This window comes from Streptomyces griseicoloratus, assembly GCF_014534645.1.
Taxonomy (GTDB): domain Bacteria; phylum Actinomycetota; class Actinomycetes; order Streptomycetales; family Streptomycetaceae; genus Streptomyces; species Streptomyces griseicoloratus.
The window spans coordinates 1-22,508 of the sequence record NZ_JACVQF010000227.1; the positions used below are offsets into that span (position 1 = coordinate 1).

General features: G+C 72.4%; 15 protein-coding genes and 1 pseudogene. 7 read left to right on the forward strand and 9 right to left on the reverse strand.

The window, feature by feature from the left end:
• Both H0H10_RS33015 and H0H10_RS33020 read right to left on the reverse strand, forming a co-directional pair.
• Positions 1–4,263: non-ribosomal peptide synthetase (locus tag H0H10_RS33015; protein ID WP_188184854.1), on the reverse strand; the 4,263-nt coding region annotated here is incomplete at its 3' end.
• 187 nt (positions 4,264–4,450) lie between these two features.
• Positions 4,451–4,660, reverse strand: a complete 210-nt coding sequence (locus H0H10_RS33020; protein ID WP_188184855.1) for an MbtH family protein — start codon at positions 4,658–4,660, stop codon at positions 4,451–4,453.
• A 292-nt stretch (positions 4,661–4,952) separates the two neighbouring features.
• Here H0H10_RS33020 and H0H10_RS33025 point away from each other — a divergent pair, with 292 nt between their 5' ends.
• The 4 genes from H0H10_RS33025 to H0H10_RS33040 are packed head-to-tail and all read left to right on the forward strand — an operon-like array spanning position 4,953 to position 8,507.
• The gene (locus tag H0H10_RS33025; RefSeq protein WP_188184856.1) at positions 4,953–5,963 is read left to right on the forward strand and encodes a beta-ketoacyl-ACP synthase III; all 1,011 of its coding nucleotides are present in this window, start codon (positions 4,953–4,955) and stop codon (positions 5,961–5,963) included.
• Between the two features lie 19 nt (positions 5,964–5,982).
• The gene (locus H0H10_RS33030; RefSeq protein ID WP_188184857.1) at positions 5,983–6,219 is read left to right on the forward strand and encodes an acyl carrier protein; all 237 of its coding nucleotides are present in this window, start codon (positions 5,983–5,985) and stop codon (positions 6,217–6,219) included.
• A 32-nt stretch (positions 6,220–6,251) separates the two neighbouring features.
• Positions 6,252–7,454 (forward strand): beta-ketoacyl-[acyl-carrier-protein] synthase family protein, encoded by a 1,203-nt coding sequence (locus tag H0H10_RS33035; RefSeq protein WP_309141944.1) that lies wholly within the window; start codon positions 6,252–6,254, stop codon positions 7,452–7,454.
• 18 nt (positions 7,455–7,472) lie between these two features.
• Positions 7,473–8,507 carry a MupA/Atu3671 family FMN-dependent luciferase-like monooxygenase gene (locus tag H0H10_RS33040; protein ID WP_188184859.1) on the forward strand — a complete coding sequence of 345 codons (1,035 nt, stop codon included), beginning with the start codon at positions 7,473–7,475 and terminating at the stop codon, positions 8,505–8,507.
• Between the two features lie 128 nt (positions 8,508–8,635).
• Here the strand turns inward: H0H10_RS33040 and H0H10_RS33045 are convergent, their stop codons facing one another.
• Positions 8,636–9,685 carry a transcriptional regulator gene (locus tag H0H10_RS33045; RefSeq protein WP_309141945.1) on the reverse strand — a complete coding sequence of 350 codons (1,050 nt, stop codon included), beginning with the start codon at positions 9,683–9,685 and terminating at the stop codon, positions 8,636–8,638.
• Positions 9,686–10,466: 781 nt separating this feature from the next.
• Here H0H10_RS33045 and H0H10_RS33050 point away from each other — a divergent pair.
• Positions 10,467–11,555: a prephenate dehydrogenase gene (locus tag H0H10_RS33050; protein WP_188184861.1), complete on the forward strand. Its 1,089-nt coding sequence runs from the start codon at positions 10,467–10,469 to the stop codon at positions 11,553–11,555.
• Between the two features lie 537 nt (positions 11,556–12,092).
• Here the strand turns inward: H0H10_RS33050 and dpgB are convergent.
• The 6 genes and pseudogenes from dpgB to H0H10_RS33075 all read right to left on the reverse strand — a co-directional run bounded on the left by dpgB (position 12,093) and on the right by H0H10_RS33075 (position 19,160).
• Positions 12,093–12,782 (reverse strand): enoyl-CoA-hydratase DpgB, encoded by a 690-nt coding sequence (gene dpgB / locus H0H10_RS33055; protein ID WP_188184862.1) that lies wholly within the window; start codon positions 12,780–12,782, stop codon positions 12,093–12,095.
• A 10-nt stretch (positions 12,783–12,792) separates the two neighbouring features.
• Entirely contained in the window at positions 12,793–13,941 is a 1,149-nt protein-coding gene (gene dpgA / locus H0H10_RS33060; RefSeq protein ID WP_188184863.1) for a 3,5-dihydroxyphenylacetyl-CoA synthase DpgA, read from the reverse strand.
• A gap of 64 nt (positions 13,942–14,005) precedes the next feature.
• Positions 14,006–15,259: an aminotransferase-like domain-containing protein gene (locus H0H10_RS41335; protein ID WP_223180823.1), complete on the reverse strand. Its 1,254-nt coding sequence runs from the start codon at positions 15,257–15,259 to the stop codon at positions 14,006–14,008.
• A gap of 225 nt (positions 15,260–15,484) precedes the next feature.
• A pseudogene (locus H0H10_RS41340) lies at positions 15,485–16,483 on the reverse strand (alpha-hydroxy acid oxidase); the annotation flags it as partial.
• The gene (hppD, locus tag H0H10_RS33070) at positions 16,480–17,502 is read right to left on the reverse strand and encodes a 4-hydroxyphenylpyruvate dioxygenase (RefSeq protein ID WP_188184865.1); all 1,023 of its coding nucleotides are present in this window, start codon (positions 17,500–17,502) and stop codon (positions 16,480–16,482) included. The pseudogene H0H10_RS41340 and the gene hppD, both read right to left, overlap by 4 nt.
• 74 nt (positions 17,503–17,576) lie before the next feature.
• The gene (locus tag H0H10_RS33075; protein ID WP_188184866.1) at positions 17,577–19,160 is read right to left on the reverse strand and encodes an MBL fold metallo-hydrolase; all 1,584 of its coding nucleotides are present in this window, start codon (positions 19,158–19,160) and stop codon (positions 17,577–17,579) included.
• Between the two features lie 447 nt (positions 19,161–19,607).
• On the opposite strand from H0H10_RS33075, the gene H0H10_RS33080 reads away from it, so the two are divergent.
• Both H0H10_RS33080 and H0H10_RS33085 read left to right on the forward strand, forming a co-directional pair.
• On the forward strand, positions 19,608–20,408 hold the full coding sequence (locus H0H10_RS33080) for an alpha/beta fold hydrolase (protein ID WP_188184867.1): 801 nt from the start codon (positions 19,608–19,610) through the stop codon (positions 20,406–20,408).
• Between the two features lie 151 nt (positions 20,409–20,559).
• Positions 20,560–22,503, forward strand: coding sequence for an ABC transporter ATP-binding protein (locus tag H0H10_RS33085; protein WP_223180819.1), 1,944 nt, complete (start codon positions 20,560–20,562; stop codon positions 22,501–22,503).
• The last annotated feature ends 5 nt before the right edge of the window (positions 22,504–22,508 follow it).

The following is a 22,508-nucleotide window of genomic DNA, read 5'->3' on the forward strand; positions in this document are numbered from 1 at the left end:
GCGTGCCGGCGCCAGCTCCTCCACCAGCCGCTCGAACGGCACGTCCTGATGCGCATACGCACCAAGCCCCGCCTCCCGCACCCGCCCCAGCACCTCACGGAACGACGGATCACCCGACACATTCGTACGCATCACCAACGTATTGACAAAACACCCGACCAGATCATCCAGCGCCTCATCCGTACGGCCCGCCACCGCCGAACCCACCACGATGTCCGACCCCGCACCCAACCGCGACAACACCACCGCCAACGCCGCGTGCAACACCATGAACACCGTCACACCCTCAGCACGCGCCACCTCCACCAACCGGCCGTGCACATCCCCCGCCACCACGAACCCCGCCGAATGCCCCCGATGCGACGCCACCACCGGCCGCACCCGATCGAACGGCAACCCCAACTCCTCCGGCGCCCCCGCCAACACACCACGCCAGTACTCCACCTGACGCGACATCACACTGCCCGGATCGTCCGGCGACCCCAGGAACTCCCGCTGCCACACCGCATAATCCGCGTACTGCACCGGCAACGCCGCCCACCCCGGCACAACACCCCCCACCCGCGCCCCATAGGCAACCGACACGTCTCGGAGCAGGGGCGTCATGGACCAGCCGTCGGCCGCGATGTGGTGCACCACCAGCACCAGCACGTGCTCCTCCGGCGACACCGCGAACAACCACGCCCGCACCGGCACCTCGACCGCCAGGTCGAAGGGATGGCGGGCCGCTCGTACGACCTCGGCCGCCAGGTCCGCCGGGCCGGCGGCGTCCTCGTCGGTGTCGTCGTCGGCGTCCGTGCTGCCGGGCATCGTCGTCGGCAGGTCCTCGAGGTCCCGGAGACGGGCGTAGGTGCCGTCCGCCCGTACCACCCCGGTCACCGTGGGTTCCCAGTCCAGTTCGTCCATGGCGAGGACACGCTGGTAGGGCTCGCCCTCCTCGGCGGGGAAGACGGTGCGCAGGGCCTCGTGGCGTTCGAGGACGTCGCGGAGGGCGGCGGTGAGCGCGTCCCGGTCCAGGGGGCCGGTGAGGCCGAGGACGAGGGGGGCGTTGTAGGTGGCGCTGGGGCCCTCCAGCTGGCCGAGGAACCACAGTCGGCGCTGGGCGAAGGACAGCGGGATCCGTGCGGTCCGGGGTCCGGCCGTGAGGGCGGGGCGCGAGGAGCGGGCGCCGGCGGCCAGCAGGGCGGCAAGGCCGGCCGGGGTGGGGGCCTCGAAGACGTCGGCGATCTGGATCTCGGCGCCGAGCAGGGTCTGGATCCGGCTGACGAGGCGGGTGGCGAGGAGGGAGTGGCCGCCGAGGTCGAAGAAGTTGTCGTCGGGGCCGAGGCGGGGCACCCCGAGGGTCTCGGCGAAGGCGGAGCAGAGGATCTCCTCGTGCTCCGTCGCGGGGGCGCGGCGGGCGCCGCCGGTGGCGGCGGGGGCGGGCAGGGCGGCCCGGTCCACCTTGCCGTTGGGGGTGAGCGGAAGGGCGTGGAGGACGACGACGCTGCTGGGGATCATGTAGTCGGGCAGGCGGCCGGCGGCGAACGCGCGCAGGGTGGTGGCGAGTTCTGCGGCGCGGGCGGTGTCGGCGGCGACGTAGGCGACGAGGCGCGCGCCGCCGGTGGCGTCGTCGTGGGCGACGACCACGGCCTGGTCGACGGCAGGGTGTGCGGTGAGGACGGCCTGGATCTCTCCGGGTTCGACGCGATGGCCGCGGATCTTGATCTGGTCGTCGGAGCGGCCGGCGAAGCGGAGGCGGCCGTCGGGGGTCAGGGCGACGCGGTCGCCGGTGCGGTACATGCGTGTGCCGTCGGCGGCGAAGGGGTCGGCGACGAAGCGTTCGGCGCTCAGGGCGGGTCGTCCGAGGTAGCCGCGGGCGACGCCGGTGCCGGCGACGTAGAGGTCTGCGGTGACTCCGGGGGCGACCGGCTGGAGCGCCTCGTCGAGGACGTGGAGGCGGGTGTTGGGGTTGGGGGTGCCGATGAGGGGCTCGTCGTCGGGGGCCAGGGGCCCGGTCATGGTGGCGCAGACCGTGGTTTCGGTGGGGCCGTAGGCGTTGATGAGGCGGCGGCCGGGGGCCCAGCGGGTGACGAGGTCGGCGCCGAGGGCCTCGCCCGCGGAGAAGAGGGTGGTGACCGTGGGGAGGTCCGCGGGGTCGAGGACGGCGAGGACGGCGGGCGGCAGGGTGGCGTGGGTGACGCGGTGCCGGGTGAGGACGTCGGTGAGGCCGGGGCCGGGGAGCAGGGCCGTGGCGGGGGCCACGACGAGGCGGGCGCCGGTGCACAGGGCCATCAGCAGTTCCCAGGTGGCCGCGTCGAAGCCGGGTGAGGCGAACTGCAGCACCCTGCTGGTCGGGGCGACGCCGCAGCGGGCGGCCTGGATGGCGGCGAGGTTGGCGGCGCCGGCCTGGGTGAGCAGGACGGCCTTGGGGGTGCCGGTGGAGCCGGAGGTGTAGATGACGTAGGCCAGGCCGTCGGGTGCGATGGTGGTGTCGGGCGGGGTGGCGGGGGCGGCGGCGAGGGCGGCGCGGGTGCGGGGGGCGTCGACGGCGACGGTGAGGACGCGGCGGACCGGGAGGTCGTCGAGGAGGTCGTCGGTGGCGAGGAGGACCGTGGCCCGGCTGTCGGTGAGCATGAACGCGATGCGGTCCGTGGGCAGGGCGGTGTCGACGGGGAGGTAGGCGGCGCCCGTCTTCCAGACGGCGACGAGGGCGGTGACGAGGTCGATGCCGCGGTCGAGGGCGACGGCGACGACGGACTCGGGTCCCACGCCGTGGCTCAGCAGGTGGTGGGCGAGCCGGTTGGCGCGCTCGTCGAGCTGGGCGTAGGTGAGTTCGGTGTCGTCGGAGGCGAGGGCGACCGCGTCGGGGGTGCGGGCGACGTGGGTGGCGAAGAGGTCCGGGACGGTGGTGTCGGGGACGGGGGTGGCGGTGTCGTTCCAGTCGTGGGTGACGCGGCGCCGGTCGTCCGCGTCGAGGAGCCCGATGCGGCCGATCGGGTCGGTGGGGTGGGCGCGGGCGATCCAGTCGAGGATCCGCAGGTAGCGGCGGGCGATGTGCTCGGCGTCCGCCGGGGGGTGGACGTCGGGGTTGACGTCGACGTCGAGGCCGATGCCGGGTTCGCCGGGGCGCCGGTAGATGTCGACGCGTGCGGTGCCGATGGGGCCCGTGGACAGGTTGTGGGTGGTGACGCGGCAGTCGCCGATGCGCTCGGGGTAGGCGAAGTCCATGACGTTGATGTGCAGGCCGCACAGCGTGTCGCCGTTGCCGCGCTTGAGGTCGCGCAGGGTGTGTTCGTAGCGGTGGCGCTGGTGGCGCCAGCCCTCGCGGACGGCGGCGGTGGTGCTGCGGACGGCGTCGGCGAGGGTGCTTGCGGGGGTGAGGCGGACGCGGAGGGGCAGGTTGTTGGCGGTCATGCCGGGGATGCCGAGGACGCGTCGGCCGAGGCGGCCGGCGACCGGCAGGCCGACGGTGATGTCGCGTTCGCCGGTGACGCGGTGCTGGTGGAGGGCGGCGGCGGTGATGAGCAGTCCGGCGAGGCCCGTGCGCAGCCGGCGGGCGGCGGCCTCGAGGCCGGTGAGGTGCTCGCCGGTGAGGCTGCCGGCGTGCCGTACGAGGTGGTCGGGGAGCCGGGTGCCGCCGGGTCCGCCGGCCGTGTCGGGGAGGCCGGCGAGGGTGTCGAGCCAGTACTGGCGGTCCCGGGCGGCGTCGGCCGAGTCGCGGTAGGCGCGTTCGGCGTCCAGGAGCACCGACAGGGGTTCGAGTGCGCCCTCGCGGTGGTCGCGGCCGGTGCGGAGGGCGTCGTAGATCTGCGCGGCGCGGGTGGCGAGCGGGGCGCCGGCGGGGCCGTCGGTGATGAGGTGGTGGTGGCGCTGGTACCAGTAGTGGTGGCCGGGGGCGAGGCGCAGGACGGCGAAGCAGTACAGCGGGCCGCCGGTGAGGTCGGCGGGCCGGGCGAGGTCGCTGCGCATCCACTCTTCGGCGGCGGTGTGCGGGTCGGGTGCGGTGCTCACGTCGACGAGGTGGACGGGTTCGTCGTCGCCGGGGGCGAGGATGCGCTGGGTGGGGGTGCCGTCCTGGAGGTGGAAGCGCAGCCGGAGGCTGTCGGCCTCGGCGACGGTGTGCCGCAGGGCCTGGGCGAGCAGGTCGGGGTCGAGCGGGCCGCGTAGTTCCAGGTATTCGGCGATGTTGTAGATCGGGTTGTCCGGCGCGAGTTGCTGCGCCTGCCAGATCTCCAGCTGGCCGGCCGTCAGTTGCTGGAACTCTCCGTCGAATGCAGCCATTTCCACCAACCCCTGGTATTCCGGCGCCACTTCTGTGCTGAACGGGCTCGGACGTGTGCAGCGAAAAGTGCAGCGGCCCTGCGGGCATGCTGAAATGCGCCCGGCTTCGTGTGCGAAGCCGGGCGGTGGTTCTTCGTGCTGTTCCTGGCCGCCCGGCGGGCGTGTTCGGCGCGCCGGGGGGTGCTGGTCACTGGCCCATGGCCTCGATGAGGCTCTTGGGCCGCATGTCGGTCCAGGACTTCTCGATGTAGTCCAGGCATTCCTGGCGGCCGGCCTCCCCGAAAACGCTCTTCCAGCCGTCGGGAACGTCGGCGAATACGGGCCAGAGCGAGTGCTGCCCTTCGTCGTTGACCAGGACCAGGAACCTGCCGTCCGGATCGTCGAACGGATTCGTCATCGGGCCGTCCCTTCTTCGGTGATGGGAATCGGGCAGCCGGGCGCTGACCCCGATCAGAGTGGTCCGGCTTCCCGAGGAAAATCAATCGGCGGTGATCGCCGCGTCGTTCAACTGCGTCGGGACTGCGGTTGAACACCGTCGGGGCCCGCCGTTCCTGGTGACGTCAGTGGACGAGGGGGTACGGTCGCGCAGCGGCACAGTCCCGTGGAATGCGGCGGCGTTCGCTCGCCGTGCCGATACCTGGTAGCCGACAAAGGGGGGCGGCGACTTGCGAGGTTCGGATCTCCCTCCCATGGCCCGGCGTACGGTCGGTGCGCCTGTCGCGGCGGTCGTCGCGGGGCTGGGGACGTGTCTTCCGGCCGGGAAGGTGGACAATGCCGACCTGGTGGGGATCCTGGACACCAGTGACGCCTGGATTCGTTCCCGTACCGGAATCTCCTCCCGGCGTCGTGTGTCCGACGATGTCTCCGTGACCGATCTGGCGTGTGCGGCCGCGGTCAACGCGTTGGATTCGGCGGGTGCCGGCACGGTGGGCGGTGTGGTGCTCGCGACCTCGACTCCGGACCGCCCGTGTCCGCCGGCCGCTCCGGAGGTCGCGCACCGGCTCGGACTCGGGTGCGTTCCCGCTTTCGACGTGTCGGCGGTGTGCAGCGGTTTCGTCTATGGGCTGGCGACGGCGTGGGGCTGGCTCGCGGCCGGGATCGCGGACAGTGTGCTGGTGGTCGCGGCGGAGACGTATTCCCGCATCGTCGATCCCGCGGACCGTGCCACGGCCGTACTGTTCGGTGACGGTGCGGGGGCTGTGGTGGTGCGCCGCGGCACACCGGAGGAGCCGGGGGCGCTGCTGGCGTTCGACCTCGGCAGTGACGGCTCGGGCGCGGAGCTGATCCGGGTGCCGGGGGTGCGGGAGCGGCCGGACGGGGAGCGCTGGTTCGCGATGGCCGGGCGGAAGGTGTATCTGCAGGCCGTGGACCGGATGGCGGCCTCCGCGCTGCGAGTGATGAAGGACTGTTCCTGGACCCCGGAGACGGTCGACGCGTTCGTGCCCCATCAGGCCAACCTCCGCATCGTGGAGGCGGTGGCCGGGCGGCTGGGGCTGCCCGCCGGGCGGGCCGTGGGCGCGCTCGCCGACGTCGGCAACACGGCGGCCGCCTCGATCCCGCTGGCGCTCGTCGACGCGCTGGCCGCCCGGGTGTTGAAGCCTGGCGCCCGGACCGTTCTTTCCGCTTTCGGCGGTGGGCTGACCTGGGCGTCGTCCGCACTGATCTGGCCGCAGCTGACCCCCGTGTGCACGGAGGTCTGACGTGGGAAGGAACCCGCCGATGTTCATCGCGTACCTCACGACCCTGCTGAGCACCGCGTACAAGGTGCCGGGTGAGATCGACCCGCAGAAGTCGTTCATGGAGTTGGACGTGGACTCGCTGTCGCTGGCCGAGCTCGGGGCCCATCTGGAGGACGAGCTCGGCGTCAGCGTCGAGGAGGAGGAACTCAGTGCCGTCACGACCGTGGCGGAGCTGGCCGAGCTGCTGGAGGCCCGCGGGGCGGTCATCCCGGCATGAGCGGGCCGGGGAACGGGCGTCCTGAGGTGGTGGTGACCGGTATCGGGATGGTCACGCCGGCGGGTGCCGACACGGCCACGTCGTGGAAGGCGGTCTGTGCGGGCCTGCCCGCGGCCGCCGCCGATCCGCGGCTCGCGGGCGCACCCGTGGACTTCAGTTGCGCGGTGACCGCGTTCGACGCGGAGGCGTCGCTGGGTGTCGAGGCGCGGCGGATGGATCCGTTCACGCAGTACGCGCTCGCCGCGGCCCGCGAGGCGGTGGCGGACGCGGCTCCGGCCGACGGGGACTGGGATCCGGACCGGGTCGGGGTGCTGATCGGCACCGCGGTCGCGGGGCTGGGGACGTGGCAGGAGCAGGCGCGGCGGTTCGCGCAGCGGGGGGCCCGGGGCGTCAACCCGCTGACTGTGCCGAAGGCCATCGGCAACATCGCTCCGGCCACGGTGGCGCTCGAAGTCGGGCTGCGCGGCCCTGCGTTGGGCGTGGCCACGGCGTGTGCGTCGGGTACGACGGCACTGGGTCTGGCGCTGGATCTGCTGCGGGCGGACCGCTGCGACGTGGTGCTGGCCGGCGGCACCGAGGCGGTGGTCTCCCCGCTGGTGTCGGCCGCGTTCGACCGGTTGCAGGCTCTGTCGCGCCGCCGCGACGACCCGGCGGGAGCGTCCCGGCCGTTCGACCGGCGGCGCGATGGGTTCGTGCTGGGTGAGGGCGCCGCCGTGCTGGTCCTGGAGCGGACCGCCGCCGCCCGGGCCCGTGGGCGCCGGCCCTACGCCGCGCTGCTGGGGTACGGCGAGTCGTCGGACGCGTACCACCTCACCGCGCCGCATCCCGAGGGCGCGGGCGCCCGGCTCGCGCTGCGGCGGGCGCTGGACGACGCCGGGCTGGCAGCGTCCGACGTCGCGTTCGTCAACGCGCATGCGACGAGCACGCCGCAGGGCGACGCGGTCGAGGCGGCGCTCGTCGCGGACCTGTTCGGGCCGGACACGCCGGTCACCTCCGTCAAGGGTGTGACCGGCCACATGATGGGGGCGGCGGGAGCCGCCGAGGCCGCGTTCACGGCGCTGTCGATCGATCGAGGCGTCGTGCCGCCCACCGCGAACTTCGAGGAGGCCGGTGCCGGCGTCCCGGAGATCGACGTCGTTCATGGCGGGCCACGGCGGGCGGATCTGCCGTACGCCGTGAGCAATTCCTTCGGTTTCGGCGGCCACAACGCGGTCGTCGTGCTCGGCCGTCCCTGACCGCACCGGAGGTGCACCGTGGATTTCAGTCTGCTGTATTTCGCCAACCGCGAGGTGCTCGACCCGCCTCAGGAGTACGAACTCCTGCTGCGCACCGCACAGTTCGCCGACGACAACGGTTTCACGGCGCTGTGGATTCCGGAGCGGCACTTCCATCCCTTCGGCGGCGCCTATCCGAACCCGGCACTCGCCGCTGCGGCGCTGGCCACCCGGACGCGGCGGATCCGGCTACGGGCCGGCAGTGTGGTGCTGCCGCTGCGGGATCCGCTGACCGTGGTCGAGGACTGGGCGTTCGTGGACAACCTGTCCTACGGGCGGGTGGACCTCGCGTTCGCCACCGGGTGGAACCCGAACGACTTCGTGCTGGCGCCGGAGCGGTTCAACCGGCGCCGGGAGTACACGCTGGAGACCATCGACGTGGTCAAGAGTCTGTGGGCCGGAAAGGGGCTGCCCCGGCGCAACGGCACGGGAGAGTCGGTGGAGACGCACACCTATCCCCGCCCGGTTCAGGAGGAGCCGCGGCTGTGGTTCACGTGCACGTCCCGGCCGGAGTCGTTCGTGGCGGCCGGGGAACGCGGCCTGAACGTGCTGACAGCACTGCTGTTCCAGTCGGCCGAGGAACTGGCCGAGAAGATAGGTCTCTACCGCGCCGCGCGGGAGCGGCACGGGCACGATCCGGCGGCCGGCACGGTGACGCTGATGCTGCACACCTTCGTGGGCGGCACCGACGCGGAGGTGCGCGCCGTGGTACGGGATCCGTTCATGGCGTACCTGCTGTCCTCGATCGATCTGTGGAAGGGGCAGTGGCCCGGGCTGCAGGAGCGTGACCCCCGGCAGTTGGCGGGTCTGGCGTTCCAGCGATACTTCCACGCGGCCGCGTTGTTCGGGTCGGTCGACAAGTGCACCCGGCTCGCGCGCCGGTTGGGTGAGGCCGGGGTGGACGAGATTGCCGCGCTGGTCGACTTCGGGGTCGACGGCAGCGAGGTGCTCGCCGCGCTGCCCTGGCTCGCCGAGGTCAAGGACGCACTGCGGTCGGACGCCTCCGCCGCTTGAGCCTCCGCCTACGAGGCTTCGCCATCACCGAGTTGCCCACGCGCCCGGCCCCGTGCCCCTGACGGACTGCCCCCGCCGCGTCACCGTGCGGCGGGGGTTCGGTTCGTGCTGTCGTGCGCCGGAATCCGTCAGCGCATGCGCTTGTCCAGCTCCCTGGCGAATTCCATCCACGTCTCCGCGTAGCGCCGGGCCAGGTCCACGACCAGGTCCTCGCAGTGCGAGGGGACGGCGGCGGCCAGTTTCGACCACCCCTGCTCCCCAAGGGCGTTCTGCCGGAGCACCCTCAGCAGGTGCCGGCCCTCCTCCTTGTGCCGCAGGGAGGGATCACGCAGGAGCTTCTCCAGCAGCGGCGCGGGGTCGGGGGCCGTCGGCCGGCCCCGGCCCGCCTCCCGCCGCTCTGCCGTCCGCGCGGCGGAGGAGAGGTCCCGCGCATGACCGTGCTCGGCTGCCTGGGCGCCGTCCTGCGCCTCGGGGTCGTAGGTCTCCCGGCCGGCGTCGACGCGCGCTGCCCCGGCGCCGTCCCGCGCCTCTTGGTCGTGGGCCTCCCGGCCGGCCACGACGTGCGGCTCCGCGACCGGCGGCTCGCCTGCGGCGAGGCGTCTGCGGACGTCGCTGACGGTCGCGGGCGAGATACCGGCGAGCCGGGCCAGTTCACGCAGGGAGGCCTGGGGGTAGCGGACGAGCAGTTCCGCGGCCCGCCGGCGGCCCTCGGCGCCGTTCAGCGGTCGCACCTTGCCGTCGCGGCCGATGCGCGAGTTCAGCCGCGGTCCGGACACGCTCGTCTGGCGCCGGATCGACGCGACCGTCTTGGCGCCCAGGCCGGTCGCCCGTGCGATGGCCCGGTCCGACATCGCCGGGTGCGAGGCGATGATGCGCTCCGCGGCGGCCCGCCGGTCCTCCCGGGAAAGGGGCAGGCCATGAGTGACGTTCGCCTCCACGGCCCGCAGGAACGCCTCTTCCGCGTTGCCGTCGAAGAACTCGACGAAAATCGTTTCCGCACCTGTGCGGAATGCGGCGGCGAGCCGGTGCATTCCATCGATGACCCGCATGGAGCGACGGTCCACGAGGATCGGCGGAAGCGGTACGTCGAGTTCCATCAGCCGGGCGACGTGCGCCTCGTCCCTGCCCTCCAGGCGCGGCGAGTCCGCGGGAAGGAGCGCGGCAAGCGGGACGGACACGACTGTTCTCTCGGGGTGCTGTGCATATCCGGCGAGTCGGGCCGCCTCGCTCGGGTGATCGACCGGGACCGGCTGTCTTAAGTTGGCGACGCGTTGTTTCAAACTCATCTCCCCCATTACGCATGGCCGGAACTCCGACTTTCAGGCTCTTTACGACGACCGCGGACGAGATCGACTCCGCTTGTCGAGCCCTGGAGGAGCGCGGAAGATCGGTGAGCCCTGAACCATCGCCGTGCGTATCCTGTACCCTCGGCCGCGCGTGAGCGGTCGACCAAGATCTAGTGGCTCACTACTCGTCTCCGGCCCCCCGGAAAACCGGTTTGAACATACCCGTCTGGTGACGGTTCCGTACAGAACTGGAACACCTTACGTTTCGGTAAGGAGACCCTGTTCAACTGCGGCGGCTCCTCGGTTGAACGCGCGGCGTGCGCGCGGAGGTGCCGCTGCCAGCGGCTTCTTCGGGCACGGCGGGTATGCACCCCACCACCGCGCGGGCCAAGTCAAGACCTTTTTCCGGACACCTTGCACCGGGGTGCCGTAACTCCCGGCGGAGGTGGACTGCGCACGGGAGGGGCGGCCGCCATAATCTTCCGGGAAAGGGTGTCTTCGCTCCTGCATTGACTCGGATTCAGCCCTTCCCTTTTCTTACCCGGTCTTTTCTCCGACCGTGAGATTTCCGAAGGGACCTTCACATGTCCCCACACCGTTCCCGTCATTTTGCCGGTGGTCCCGGGAAACCGCGGACTCGCGCCCGAACCGCCCGCTGCCAGAGCGGCCGGCGATGAGGAGCGCCGCGGTCATCGGAACCGGTGCTATCGGCACCTCCGTCGCCCTCGCCCTGACTCGCAGCGGCGTCACCGTTCACCTGGTGGATGTGAACCGCACGGCGGCGCAGACGGCCGAGGCCATGGGTGCCGGCTCGCTCAGCCCCCCGAAGGAGCCGGTCGACGTCGCGGTGCTCGCCGTACCGCCCGCGCACGTGGCGGCGGAACTCGCCCGCGTCCAGCGCGAGGGCCTCGCCCGCGCCTACACGGACGTCGCCAGCGTGAAGGCGCGGCCGCAGCAGGATCTGCTCGCGGCGCACAGCGCGGATCCGGCCGGCTACATCGGCGGTCATCCCCTCGCGGGCACCGAACGCTCGGGTCCGCTGGCCGCACGGGCCGACCTGTTCGAGGGCAGGCCCTGGGTCCTCACCCCGTCGGCCCACACCGACGAGGCCGTCCTCAACCGCGCGCTGGAGCTGGTCGCGCTGTGCGCCGGCACACCCGTGATCATGGACGTCGCCGCGCACGACCGCGCCGTCGCCCTCACCTCGCACGCGCCGCACCTCATCTCCTCGCTGATGGCGGCCCGGCTGAGCGACGCCACGGAGGCCAGCGTGCGCGTCTGCGGGCAGGGGCTGAGGTCCATGACCCGGATCGCGGGCGGCGATCCCGCGCTGTGGCAGGACATCCTCCACTCCAACGCCGAGGCCGTGGCCGACGTGCTGGAGGCCTACGCGGCCGACCTCGCCGTCGTCGTCGGTGCGCTGCGGACCCTGGGCAGCGCCGATCCGGGCGTGCGCGGACAGGCGGAGCAGGACCTGCGGCGGCTGCTCGTCCAGGGGTTACGGGGGCATGCCCGGGTCACGCCGAAGCCGGGCACCTCGCTGGCCGACCTCGCAGCGGTGACCGTGGCGATCCCGGACCGGCCCAATGCGCTCGCGGAGGTGTTCGCGGCGGTGGGCGAGACCGGGGTCAACATCGAGGACGTACGCATCGAGCACGCCCCGGGCCAGGGGCAGGGCCTGGTCGAACTGCTGGTGCACCGCGGCGGTGCACCGGAACTGGCCCGGCTGCTCGGCGCGGGCGGCTGGTCGGTGTCGGCCTGACGACGGCGGAAGCGCACGCGCCCGCCCAGGAGGGCACGAGCTCGCTCTCACGAACCAGACGCACCCGACCTCGCTCCACGCCCCGGACGGCCGGGGCTCCCTCCCACGCCCAGGGCCACCGAACGCGGCTGAGGAGGATGCCCTGGTCGATCTCGTGCCCTTCCTTGTCCGCCTGCGCGCGGGCCCGTTCGTCCGCCATGCGCGCGGCGTCCGGTACCAGTCCCGGGAACGCCTTGGCGGCCGCCTCGACGAGTTGGTCCAGCCCGAGGTGCCGGGTACGGGCATCGGTGAGCTCGTCGTAGACGGCGTCGGCGTGGACGTCGAGGAAGGCGGCCCGCACCGCACGGGCGGCGTCGAGCACCCGGGCGGCGTGCTCCCGCTCCCCGGTGGAGCGCTCCCGCGGCCGGGGCAGTGCGGCGAGCACCTCGTCCGTGCGGCGGGCCGCCGCCTCGAGCACGGCCCGTGCCCGTTCCGGGTCGTCGGCGCGTACGCCGGTCAGCGCCTCACGGAGCACGGCCTCGGCCGCCCCCGGCCCGCTCACGGCGCGGCTCCCGCGTCGGTGCGGCGCAGGCTGCGGTCGCAGGCGGCGAGATGGGCGCCGAGGGCTTCCTCGAAGGAGGTCGAGGGGGCTTCGGACATGAGCTGGCGGCGGACCGCCAGTTCCCGGCCCGAGAGCCCGGACAGGCGTGCACCGAGCCGGCTCAGGGCGTGGTCGGGGTCGTCGGCCACCTCGTCGACGAGGCGCAGGGCGAGGGCCTCGGCCGCCTCGACGGGGGTGCCGAAGAGCACCGCGCGACGGATCGCGGCGACGCCCGCGCCGTGCCGGGCCAGCCGGTAGAGGGCCATCCCCGGCCAGGTGGCGCCGTCGTGGACGGGCAGCACCAGGCGCAGGGAGCCGGCCGCGATGCGGTAGTCGGTGGCCAGCAGGACGTCCAGGGCCATTCCGCCGACCGTGCCCTCGGCCACCGCGACGACGGCGGACGGTACCCGCTCCAGGCGGCGCAGCGCCCGCTCCCACTTGTTCACCAGGGACACCGTCAGCCCGTCCGTCCAGGCTGCGTCGGGGGTGCCCGAGACCCGGACCGTGATCCGGGCGCGGCCTGCGTGGTCCTCCGCACCGTCACAGACGGCGTGCACCGCTGCGACCCAGTCCGCCGACAGGGCCTCGCGCCCGTCGATGCGCAGCTGAAGGTCCTGCACGGCGGCCGTGCCCGTACGTTCGCTCATCCGGTCCTCCTCACCACTGCACCAGGGCGGTCTCGATGGTGGAGCCGGGTCCCATGGTCATCAGGACGCCGTGGTCACCCGCCTCGGCCACCCGCTCCCGCAGCAGCCGCTGGTACGAGAAGAGGAAGGATCCGCTGGAGAGGTTGCCGTGGTCGCGCAGGACGCCGGTGGTGTGCCGGACGTCGTGGCGGGTCAGGCCGAGGTTGACCCGTACGGCGTCGATGACCTTCTTGCCGCCGGAGTGCACCAGCCAGTGGCGGATGTCGCTGCGGCGCTGTCCGGCGCCGGACAGCAGCCGGTCGACGACCTGTTCGGCGTGTGCGCCGACCACGTAGGGGATGTCGGGGTCGAGGTAGAAGCTGAACTTGCCCTGGGAGTCGTCCCAGTCGTACCGCATCGCGCCGACGGCGTCGGTGATCAGATGGCTGGCGAAGGCCTTGATACGGGGACGGCCGGGCGCCGGTGGCAGGCCGGGCGGACCGTATGCGCTGTCGGGGCTGTCGGCGACCAGGGCGACGGCGGCGGCGCCGTCACCGAAGAGGCTGTTGACGACGGCGGTGCGCATCGTGGAGTCGATGACGTAGGCCGCGGAACAGGCCTCCACGCACAGCAGGACGGCGACCTTGCCGGGGTTGGCGACGGCCCAGGCGGCCACCGCGTTCAGGGCGTTGAGTCCTGCGTTGCACCCCATGCCGACGACATCGACGCGGCTGGTGGTGGGGAGGATGCCCATCTCGCGGATGAGCAGGGCACTCAGCCCGGGTGTCAGGTAGCCGGTGGTGGTCACGCAGCACAGGTAGCCGATGTCCGGCAGGTCCAGGCCCGCGTCGTCCAGGCACGCCCGTACGGCCCGTGCGCCCATGTCGAGGGCGAGGCGCTTGTGCTTGGCGAGGAGTTCGCCCTGGGCCTCGGTGAGCCGGCCGCCGTCGGGGTCCGAGGGCGGGAGGGTGAGATGGCGGCGCTCGATCGCGCTGTTGAGGAAGACCGAGCGGACCCGCGGGTCGGTGATGGCGAACGCGTCGAGCACCTCGCGCTGGGTGTAGGAGCGCCCGGCGGACGCGGTGCCGACACCGGCGATTGCGGCGACGGGCGGCTGCTTGGTCTCGGCGAGGGCGGGGTCGGCGGGTCGGGAGTCCGTGAGGACCGTGCCGATGGTCATCGGTAGGTCCACCCCCACATTCGGGTCCTGCTGCGGACGGTGCGCAGTGCTGCGGTCACGACAGTCATCCTTCCGGTGAGCTGGTGGTCAGGGTCCGGTCCTCGATGAAGCGGGCCAGCCGTCCGATGCCCTCGGCGATCTGCGCGTGGGTCAGGTAGCTGACGGACAGGCGCATGCCGTGGTCTCCGCCGCCCTGGGGGTGGAAGTAGGACATGGGCGTCCAGATGACGCCGTACTCCTCGGCGCACCGGGCCAGGGCCGCGTTGTCCGCGCGGAAGGGGACGGTGAGGGCGAGGAAGAACCCTCCGGTGGGCTGGTTCCAGCGGACGCCGAGGGCGGATCGGCGGTCCGCGGGGAACGCCTGGTCGAGCTCCTGGAGCGTGACCCGCAGGGCGTCGCCGTAGTAGGCGGCCGTCTTGGCGTTGAGGTCCGAGGCGCGGCCGTCGGCGGAGAGCAGCATTCCGGCCACGACGGCCTGGGCGAGGGGTGAGGTGTTCACCGTCACCATGCTCTTGATCTTGGTGAGGGCGTCCGCCAGCAGCCCGGTGTCGCCGGCCGGGCCGGTGACGGTCTGGTCGGCGACGACGAAGCCGACACGGGCGCCGGGGAAGAGGGTCTTGGAGAAGGACCCGAGGTGGAGCACGCGCCGGTCGCGGTCGAGGGCCTTGAGCGTGGGCAGCCGGGGTCCGGGGCTGACCAGCCGGTAGGGGCTGTCCTCGAGCAGCAGGATGTCCTCGCGGGCCGCGAGGTCCAGCAGGTCCCTGCGGGTGCTCAGCGGGAGGGTGGTGCCCGACGGGTTGGCGTGGTCGGGGATCAGGTAGAAGGCCCGGGGGCGCCGGCCGCGGGCGCGTTCGGCACGCAGCGCGGCCTCCAGGTCCGCGCAGCGGAACCCGTCCGGATCCTCGGGGACCGCGCGCACCTCGGCGTCGAGGAGGCGCGCGGCACCGGTGATGCCGACGTAGCAGGGGCTGGAGACGAGCAGCACGTCGTCCGGGCCGGACACGAGAGCGCGGACGGCGAGCAGCATCGCCTCCTGGCAGCCGACGGTGACCACGATCGACTCCGCCGGGACGTCGATGCCCTCGTCCCGGCGCAGGTGGTCGGCGATCACGTCGCGGATCTGGCCTGCGGCCGGCCCGTACTGGTAGAGCGCGGACCGCAGACGCTGCGGTGAGGCGCCCTGTTCCTCCAGGTGGTCCAGGTAGCGGCGCAGGTGGGCGAAGATCTGCTCGGTGTCGAAGAAGCCGTCGTAGGGGCGGCCGGGGGCGAAGGAGATCGCGTCGGGGTAGCGGTGGGTGATCTCGTTGAGGAAGTTCATGGTGTCGAGCACCGGGTCGGCGAGACTGCCGTGCAGGTCGTGCAGGCGCAGTCCGGTGCCGGGTGCCGGGGCGGTGGTGCGGGCCGGGGGGTGCGGGGTCGGCCCGAGGGGCGCGGCTGTGGGCCCGAGGGGCGCGGTGGTGGGCCCGGGGGGCGTGGTGGTGGGCCGTACGAGGTCGGGTCCGGCGTCCGCGACGGTCGGTGTCCCGGTCAGGGTCATCGCCTCGCGCAGCTCCTCGCCGAGCAGTCCGAGGACATGCCGTACGCCGGACTCGGCGCCAACCGCGAGACCGTGCAGGACGGGGCGGCCGAGGAGGACGGCGTCGGCGCCGAGCGCGAGGGCCGCGAGCACGTCGGTGCCGCGGCGGACACCGCCGTCCAGGAGCACCGGGCAGGTGCCTGGTACGGCGGCGGCGATCTCGGGCAGCACCTCCAGCGTGGCGGGTACGCCGTCCAGTTGCCGTCCGCCGTGGTTGGAGACGACGATCCCGTGGGCGCCCGCCTCGGTGGCGCGGCGGGCGTCGGCGGCGGTGAGGACGCCCTTGACGAGGACGGGCAGATTGCTGACGGAGCGCAGCCACTCGACGACCGACCAGTCGAGGGCGGGGTCGAACGCGGCCAGCGCGTGCTCGCCGGGCGCGTCGTAGGCGTCGGCGGGCAGATTGGCCGGTGCCACTCCCGCCGGGAGCCGGAAGCCGTTGCGCAGGTCCCGGTGCCTGCGGCCGAGGCGCGGAGCGTCGGCGGTGAGGACGAGCGCCTCGTATCCCGCCCGCTGCGCGCGCTCGACGAGCCGTCGGGTCGTGGTGCGGTCGCGGAAGCAGTACACCTGCAGCCACAGCGGGGCGTCGGCCGCGGCGGCGATGTCCTCCAGGGTGCGGCCGGCGAACGTGCTGACGACGAAGGGTACGTCGGCCGCGGCGCAGGCCCGGGCGGTGGCGACCTCGCCGTCGGGGTGGGCCAAGGTGTGGTAGGCCGTCGGGGCGACGCCGAGCGGCAGGCTCCACGTGCCTCCCAGCAGGTGGACGGTGGTATCGGGCCGGCCGGCGCCGCTGAGGACGCGTGGCTGCAGCCGCACCCGGTCGAAGGCGGCCAGGTTGGCGGCCAGGGTGCGTTCCTCGCCGGCACCGCCGTCGATGAAGTCCCGGACAGCGGGCCGGAGCCGGTCGGCGGCGCGGGCCGCGTAGTCGGCGAGGCCGAGCAGGTCCGCCGGGCCGGGGCCGGTCACGGGGCGGTGAGCCGATCGCGCTCCACCGCTTCGTACAGGGCTCGGATGTTGGCGCTGCCGAAGCCACGCGATCCCTGGCGCTGGATCAGTTCGTAGAAGAGGGTGTTGCGTTCGTGCGGGGAGCGGGTGAACAGCTGCAGGAGGTGGCCCCATTCGTCGCTGTCCACGAGGACCTGGGCGTCGCGCAGGCCGGCGATCCCGGCGGCCAGCTCCGGCAGCCGGTCGGCCAGCATGTCGTAGTAGGTCTCCGGGGTGCGCAGGAACTCCACGCCCTGGTCGCGGAACGCGCGGACGGCGCCGATGACGTCGTCGACCCGGAAGGCGAGGTGCTGCACACCGGGCCCCGCGTTGCGCTCCAGGAACGCGTCCAGCTGCCCGGGGTCCTTGCCGGGGTCGGGAGCGACCAGGGTGAGGATGACCCGCTCGGACGCGCTGCGCACGACGAGCGAGTCCATGGCCTGCCCGCCGACCGCCACGTACTCGGAGGAATAACGGGCGAACCCGAAGGCGTCCCGGTAGAAGTCGGCCTGCTCCTCCAGGGTGCCGCCGTCGAGGCAGACGGCGACGTGATCCAGGAGCCGGATCGCCGGGTCGGGTGCCTGGGCGGCCTGCGGGGCCCGCACCCAGCGGCGGCCCGGTGGCAGGTCCCCGGGCGTGCGGCCGGCGGCGGGCAGCAGGGTGTGCACGACGTCGCCGAAGGCCGACACCGCCGGGGCGCCGTAGGGGGTGCCCGCCTCCCGGGCGCCGGCCGCGACCGCGGCGTCCCGGGCGGCCTGGACGTCGTCGCAGGTCAGGGCGATGTCGGCGATGCCGTCGCCGTGCCGGTCGAGGAACTTCCAGATGCCTCGCCCGGAGGTGACGACCAGTTGGACGTCGCCCTGCTGCAAGAGCGCGGAGCTCCGGTCGACCTCCACGCAGTCCGCGATACAGGTGAAGCCCATGGCCGAGACGAAGTAGTCGACCGTGGACACTTTTTCCCGCGTGTACAACTCGACGTGCGCTATGTCGTGCACTGACATGGAGGTGCCTCCTGGGTACCGGGGTGCGGGTCCGGGTGGTGGGCGAGTCGCCCCGGCTCACGCCGGGAGCGGCTCTACCAGCGCCATTCCTGCTGGCCGTAGAGGTGTCCGGCCTGGATCCCGCGGTCCTTGCACCAGGTCAGGAATTCCTCGATCTGCTTGATCTGGTAGGTGTCCTCGTTGTACGTGGTGGCCATGACGTGGCCGAGCCAGGGCTCTTCGCCCATGGCGTACACGTACGCCTCCTTGGCACCCAGCTCGGTCATGATCGCCGCGGCCTGTTCGGCGTTGGAGCCCGACAGCTTGCGGGAGTTGCTCATCTTCTTCGGGATGGCGATCGTCAGCAGCGCCTGGTAGAGCCAGGTCAGCGGGGCGCCGTCGCACTCCATGCCGAGGAAGGCGTAGTCGGCGGTACCCAGGTGCTGCCGGATGTGGCGGTACAGGGCGGGCTGGATGCCGGAGGAGTCGGCGCCGATGAACACCTTCTTGCCGGCCAGTTCCGCCCAGTAGGTGGACTTGGCGCGGATGTCGAGGTCGCAGTGCTCGCCGAGGAAGGGGGTCGAGGTCACCTTGCCGCCGGGGAACTCGACCTCGTCGAAGTCGTCGACCTCGGTGACCGGGAAGCCCTGGTTGCGCAGCATGAGCGCCATGGACGGGTCGGCGAGGTTGCCCCGGGAGGAGCGCGGAACGACGATCGTGCCGATCCTGCCGCGCAGCTGGAGCAGGGTCTCCAGGACGATGTGGTCCTGGTGACCGTGGGTGATCAGCACGAGGTCGATGAAGTCGGGCAGGTCGTCGAGGGTGTAGCGGTCGCCGGCGGTGCTGTCGGCGGAGATGAACGGGTCGGTCACGAGGGCCGCCTGCGGTGTCTGCAGGACCAGGCATGCGTGCCCGAAGTAGCGGATGCGGCCGCCTTCCTCGATGTGCCGGTCCGCGGCGAGGCCCGGCTCCTCGCTGAGCATGCCGGACAGCCGCCCGGCCTGCGCGCCGTCGAGTCCGAGGGCGTCGGCGAGATGGCTGAGGGTGGTGGGGCGCACCCGGGTGCGGAACAGCTCCTCCAGGCCCGGGTGCCGGAAGGGCACCTCCAGCTCGAGAACGTCCGGGGAGGGCAGGCGCGGGGTGCTCAGGATGAAGGGCCGCTCGATGCCGGTCTCGAACGACAGCTGCACCGACTGCCGCGACTCCTGGTAGAGGCCGCTGGTGTAGGCGAGCGGCTCCAGGAACCGCATCTGAGCCTGGTTGTCGGTGTCGTAGGCCAGCTCGACCAGCCCGCCGAGTTCCGGCGGCAGCTTCGGGTACAGCGGGGTGAGGTCGAACCCGGTGGCGTTGGCCCGCAGCAGTTCCTGGCCGGCGGTGATCGCCTCGGCGAACCGCAGGATCTCCGCCCTGTCGCGTTTGATCGCCGCCAGCAGGTCGCGGACCTCGTCGGCGCGCTCCTCGGCGATGTTGATGAAGTAACCGCCGCGCAGGTCGGGATTGTTGCTGGCGGCGACGTGCACCTGCGGGGACTGCAGATAGGACTCCAGCAGCGGCACCTGCAGGAACGCCAGGTTCATCGCCGACTGCACCGGTGCCAGGGTGTACGGCCAGGCGAAGAATCGGTCTATCAGCGGCTCGACAATGACCTTCGACCGCAGAAACAGCTGCTGGTCGGCCATCTGCGCCCCTCCTTCCGAGGAGTGGATACGGAGAACGACGGCTCACGGGGGAATGTCCGCGCACCCGGTGGTTCTGCGGGCGTGCGTTCCCTCACGGCGTGGAACGACGGATCGGCGTGAAGAAGAACGACGGATCGGCGTGAAGAAGGACGAAGAAAGACACGGCAGGGGCGATTCCCCGGAAGCGGGCCCGCCGCACCATGAGCGTGTTTCGTCGCCAGCAGGATGACCCGGGGGCGCTCACGGCATCAACTCGGCCGCCGCTCAACCACCCCTCGGGCGGCCCTCGTCGGTGCTGCGGCTGTTCAACTGCGGCTCCTGCGCCGGTTGAACGGGCGCCGGACGTGTCGTCGTTGATGGCTCCGGTCCGGCGGTGCCATCGTGGTGCGCCGACGCCCGGCCGGGCACCCTGCCGCGTCCCTGCCCCGTCCCGAGGAGAGGACCGCCATGCCCTATGTCCGCACCAACGGCGTCCGGCTCTCCTACGAGCGCTCCGGCAGCGGCGAGCCCGTCCTCCTCGTCATGGGGTCCTCGGCGGCCGGCCGGGTGTGGACCATGCACCAGACCCCCGCGCTGAACCGTGCCGGCTTCGAGACGATCGTCTTCGACAACCGGGGTGTGCCGCCGTCCGACGTGCCCGAGGGCGAGTACACGATCGCGGACATGGTCGCCGACACCCGCGGCCTGGTGGAGGCGCTGGATCTCGCGCCGTGCCGGCTGGTGGGCACCTCGCTCGGCGCCACGATCGTGCAGGAACTGGCCCTCGGCTGGCCCCACCTGGTGAGGTGCGCCGTGCTGATGGCCGGCCGTGCCCGGACCGACGCCATGCGGGAGGCGCAGTCGGCGGCCGATCGGGCGCTGCGGGACAGCGGCGTCCGGCTGCCGCCGCGGTACGAAGCCGTCAGGTCCGTGACCGAGATGCTCTCGCCGAAGACCCTGAACGACGAGGCCGCCGTCCGGACCTGGCTGGAGCTCTTCGAACTGGCCGGCGGCAGCGGCGTCGACGGGCACAGCGCCGCGCTGCTCCGGCACGGGGACCGGCGCGACGCGCTGCGGGGTGTCTCGGTGCCGTGCCGGGCCATCGCGTTCGCGGACGATCTGATCTGCCCTCCGCATCTGGTCGCGGAGGTCGCCGACGCCATTCCCGGCTGCGATGTCGTCGAGATACCCGACTGCGGTCATCTCGGTTTCCTGGAGCGCCCGGACGAGGTCAATGCGGCCGTCATCGAGTTTCTCGGAAAGTACTGAGGTACCTGCCCGACCGACCATCGACGAACGGCCGCAGCCGGGACATTCCCGTCCGGCGAGGAGCGCCCACCGGCCGTCGGTCACCGTGTGACGCGAACGAGCGAGGAAGCGAGGCGGATTCTCCGTGGCCATGATGGGTGGCGGTCCGGGCATGAGCGTACCCGTGCGGGTGCGGCCGGGAGAGGACCCGAAGGCACGCCAGCGGATCAGACCGGGGACGGTGCGCCGCATCCTGCCGTACGCGCGGCCGTACCGCTGGCAGATCGCCCTGCTGGTACTGGCGACCAGTGTGAGCGCGGCCAACGTGGCGGCGGGGCCGCTGGTCCTGAAGAAGATCATCGACGACGGGATCCTTCCCCGGGACCGCGCGGTCGTGATCTGGCTCTGCCTGGCACTGGCCGGTCTCGCCCTGGTCGACGCCGTGGCCGTCTTCGTGCAGAACCGCTGCTCGGGCCGGGTCGGCGAGGGGCTGGTGTACGAGCTGCGCACCCAGGTCTTCGCCCACGTGCAGCGGCAGCCACTGGCGTTCTTCACCCGGGCTCAGACGGGCGCGCTGGTCAGCAGGCTCAACTCCGACGTCATCGGGGCCCGGCAAGCGATGACCACCCTGCTGTCGCAGGCGGTCTCCACGATCCTCACCCTGATCCTGGTGCTCGGCGCGATGCTGTACCTGTCCTGGCAGATCACGCTGGCCGCGCTCGCCATGATCCCCGTGTTCCTGATCCCCGCCCGGCTGATCGGGCGCCGGCTGCAGCGGCTCACCCGGGAGACGATGCAGCTGGACGCCGAGATGAGCTCGATGATGAACGAGCGCTTCAACGTCGCGGGCGCGATGCTCACCAAGCTCTACGGCCGCAGTGAGGACGAGTCCGCCCTGTTCGCCCGGCGGGCCGGCCGGGTACGGGACGTGGCCGCGCAGGCGGTGGCGTGGGGTCGACTGCTGCCGATCATCGTCTCGGTGCTGACCTCGTTCACGACGGCCCTCGTCTACGGCCTCGGGGGCAGCCTCACCATCGACGGCACCCTGCAGTTCGGCACGCTGGTGGCGATGGTGACGCTGCTGATGCGGCTGTACGGTCCGGTGAACCAGCTCTCCAGTCTGCAGTCCACGGTCATGGTGGCCCTGGTCAGCTTCGACCGGGTCTTCGAGGTGCTGGATCTCAAACCGCTCGTCGCGGAACGCCCGGACGCCCGGGCCCTCGCGGTCACCGAGCGGCAGGCGCCACAAGGGTCTGCGGAACCGGCCGGGGCCCTCGCCCAGGACATCGAGTTCGACCAGGTGTCCTTCCGCTATCCCGCCGCCGAGGAGGTGTCGCTCGCCTCGCTGGAGTCGGTCGCGACCCGCGGGCCGGAACGCACCAGCAGCGCGCTGACGCTGGACGGGGTGTCGTTCCACGCACAGGCGGGCCGGCTCACCGCTCTGGTCGGCCCCTCGGGCGCCGGCAAGACCACGATCACCCATCTGGTGCCGCGCCTGTACGACCCGCTCTCGGGCACCGTGCGCATCGGCGGCCAGGACATCCGCGAGGTGACCCTGCAGTCGCTGCGCGACACGGTCGGCGTCGTCACCCAGGAGGCCCACCTCTTCCACGACACGCTGCGCGCCAACCTCCTCTTCGCCCGGCCCGACGCCCGCGAGCAGGACCTGATCGACGCCTGCCGGGCCGCGCTGATCTGGGACACCGTGGCGGAGTTTCCGGACGGGCTCGACACGGTGGTCGGTGACCGCGGCTACCGCCTCTCCGGCGGCGAGAAGCAGCGCATCGCGCTGGCCCGGCTGCTGCTGAAGGCCCCGCCGGTCGTCGTCCTGGACGAGGCGACGGCCCACCTGGACTCCGAGTCGGAGGCGCTGATCCAGCGGGCGCTGAAGACCGCGCTGGCCGGGCGGACCTCGGTGGTGATCGCCCACCGGCTGTCGACCATCCGGGACGCCGACCAGATCCTGGTGGTCGAGGCCGGCCGGATCACCGAGCGCGGCACGCACGAGGAGCTGCTGGAAGCGGGCGGCCTCTACGCCGATCTCTACCGCACGCAGTTCGCCCACCAGGCACCGGACAGCATGAGCGCGGCCGTACCCCGCGACAACCGACGGTGAGGAGG

Bases quoted from the DNA above. Each gene is read 5' to 3' on its own strand.
- H0H10_RS33085 (WP_223180819.1), top strand. From the start codon at position 20,560: ATGAGCGTACCCGTGCGGGTGCGGCCGGGAGAGGACCCGAAGGCACGC.
- hppD (WP_188184865.1), bottom strand. From the start codon at position 17,502: ATGTCAGTGCACGACATAGCGCACGTCGAGTTGTACACGCGGGAAAAA.
- dpgB (WP_188184862.1), bottom strand. From the start codon at position 12,782: ATGAGCGAACGTACGGGCACGGCCGCCGTGCAGGACCTTCAGCTGCGC.
- H0H10_RS33030 (WP_188184857.1), top strand. From the start codon at position 5,983: ATGTTCATCGCGTACCTCACGACCCTGCTGAGCACCGCGTACAAGGTG.
- H0H10_RS33020 (WP_188184855.1), bottom strand. From the start codon at position 4,660: ATGACGAATCCGTTCGACGATCCGGACGGCAGGTTCCTGGTCCTGGTC.
- H0H10_RS33075 (WP_188184866.1), bottom strand. From the start codon at position 19,160: ATGGCCGACCAGCAGCTGTTTCTGCGGTCGAAGGTCATTGTCGAGCCG.
- H0H10_RS33025 (WP_188184856.1), top strand. From the start codon at position 4,953: ATGGCCCGGCGTACGGTCGGTGCGCCTGTCGCGGCGGTCGTCGCGGGG.
- H0H10_RS33050 (WP_188184861.1), top strand. From the start codon at position 10,467: ATGAGGAGCGCCGCGGTCATCGGAACCGGTGCTATCGGCACCTCCGTC.
- H0H10_RS33080 (WP_188184867.1), top strand. From the start codon at position 19,608: ATGCCCTATGTCCGCACCAACGGCGTCCGGCTCTCCTACGAGCGCTCC.
- H0H10_RS41335 (WP_223180823.1), bottom strand. From the start codon at position 15,259: ATGAACTTCCTCAACGAGATCACCCACCGCTACCCCGACGCGATCTCC.
- dpgA (WP_188184863.1), bottom strand. From the start codon at position 13,941: ATGACCATCGGCACGGTCCTCACGGACTCCCGACCCGCCGACCCCGCC.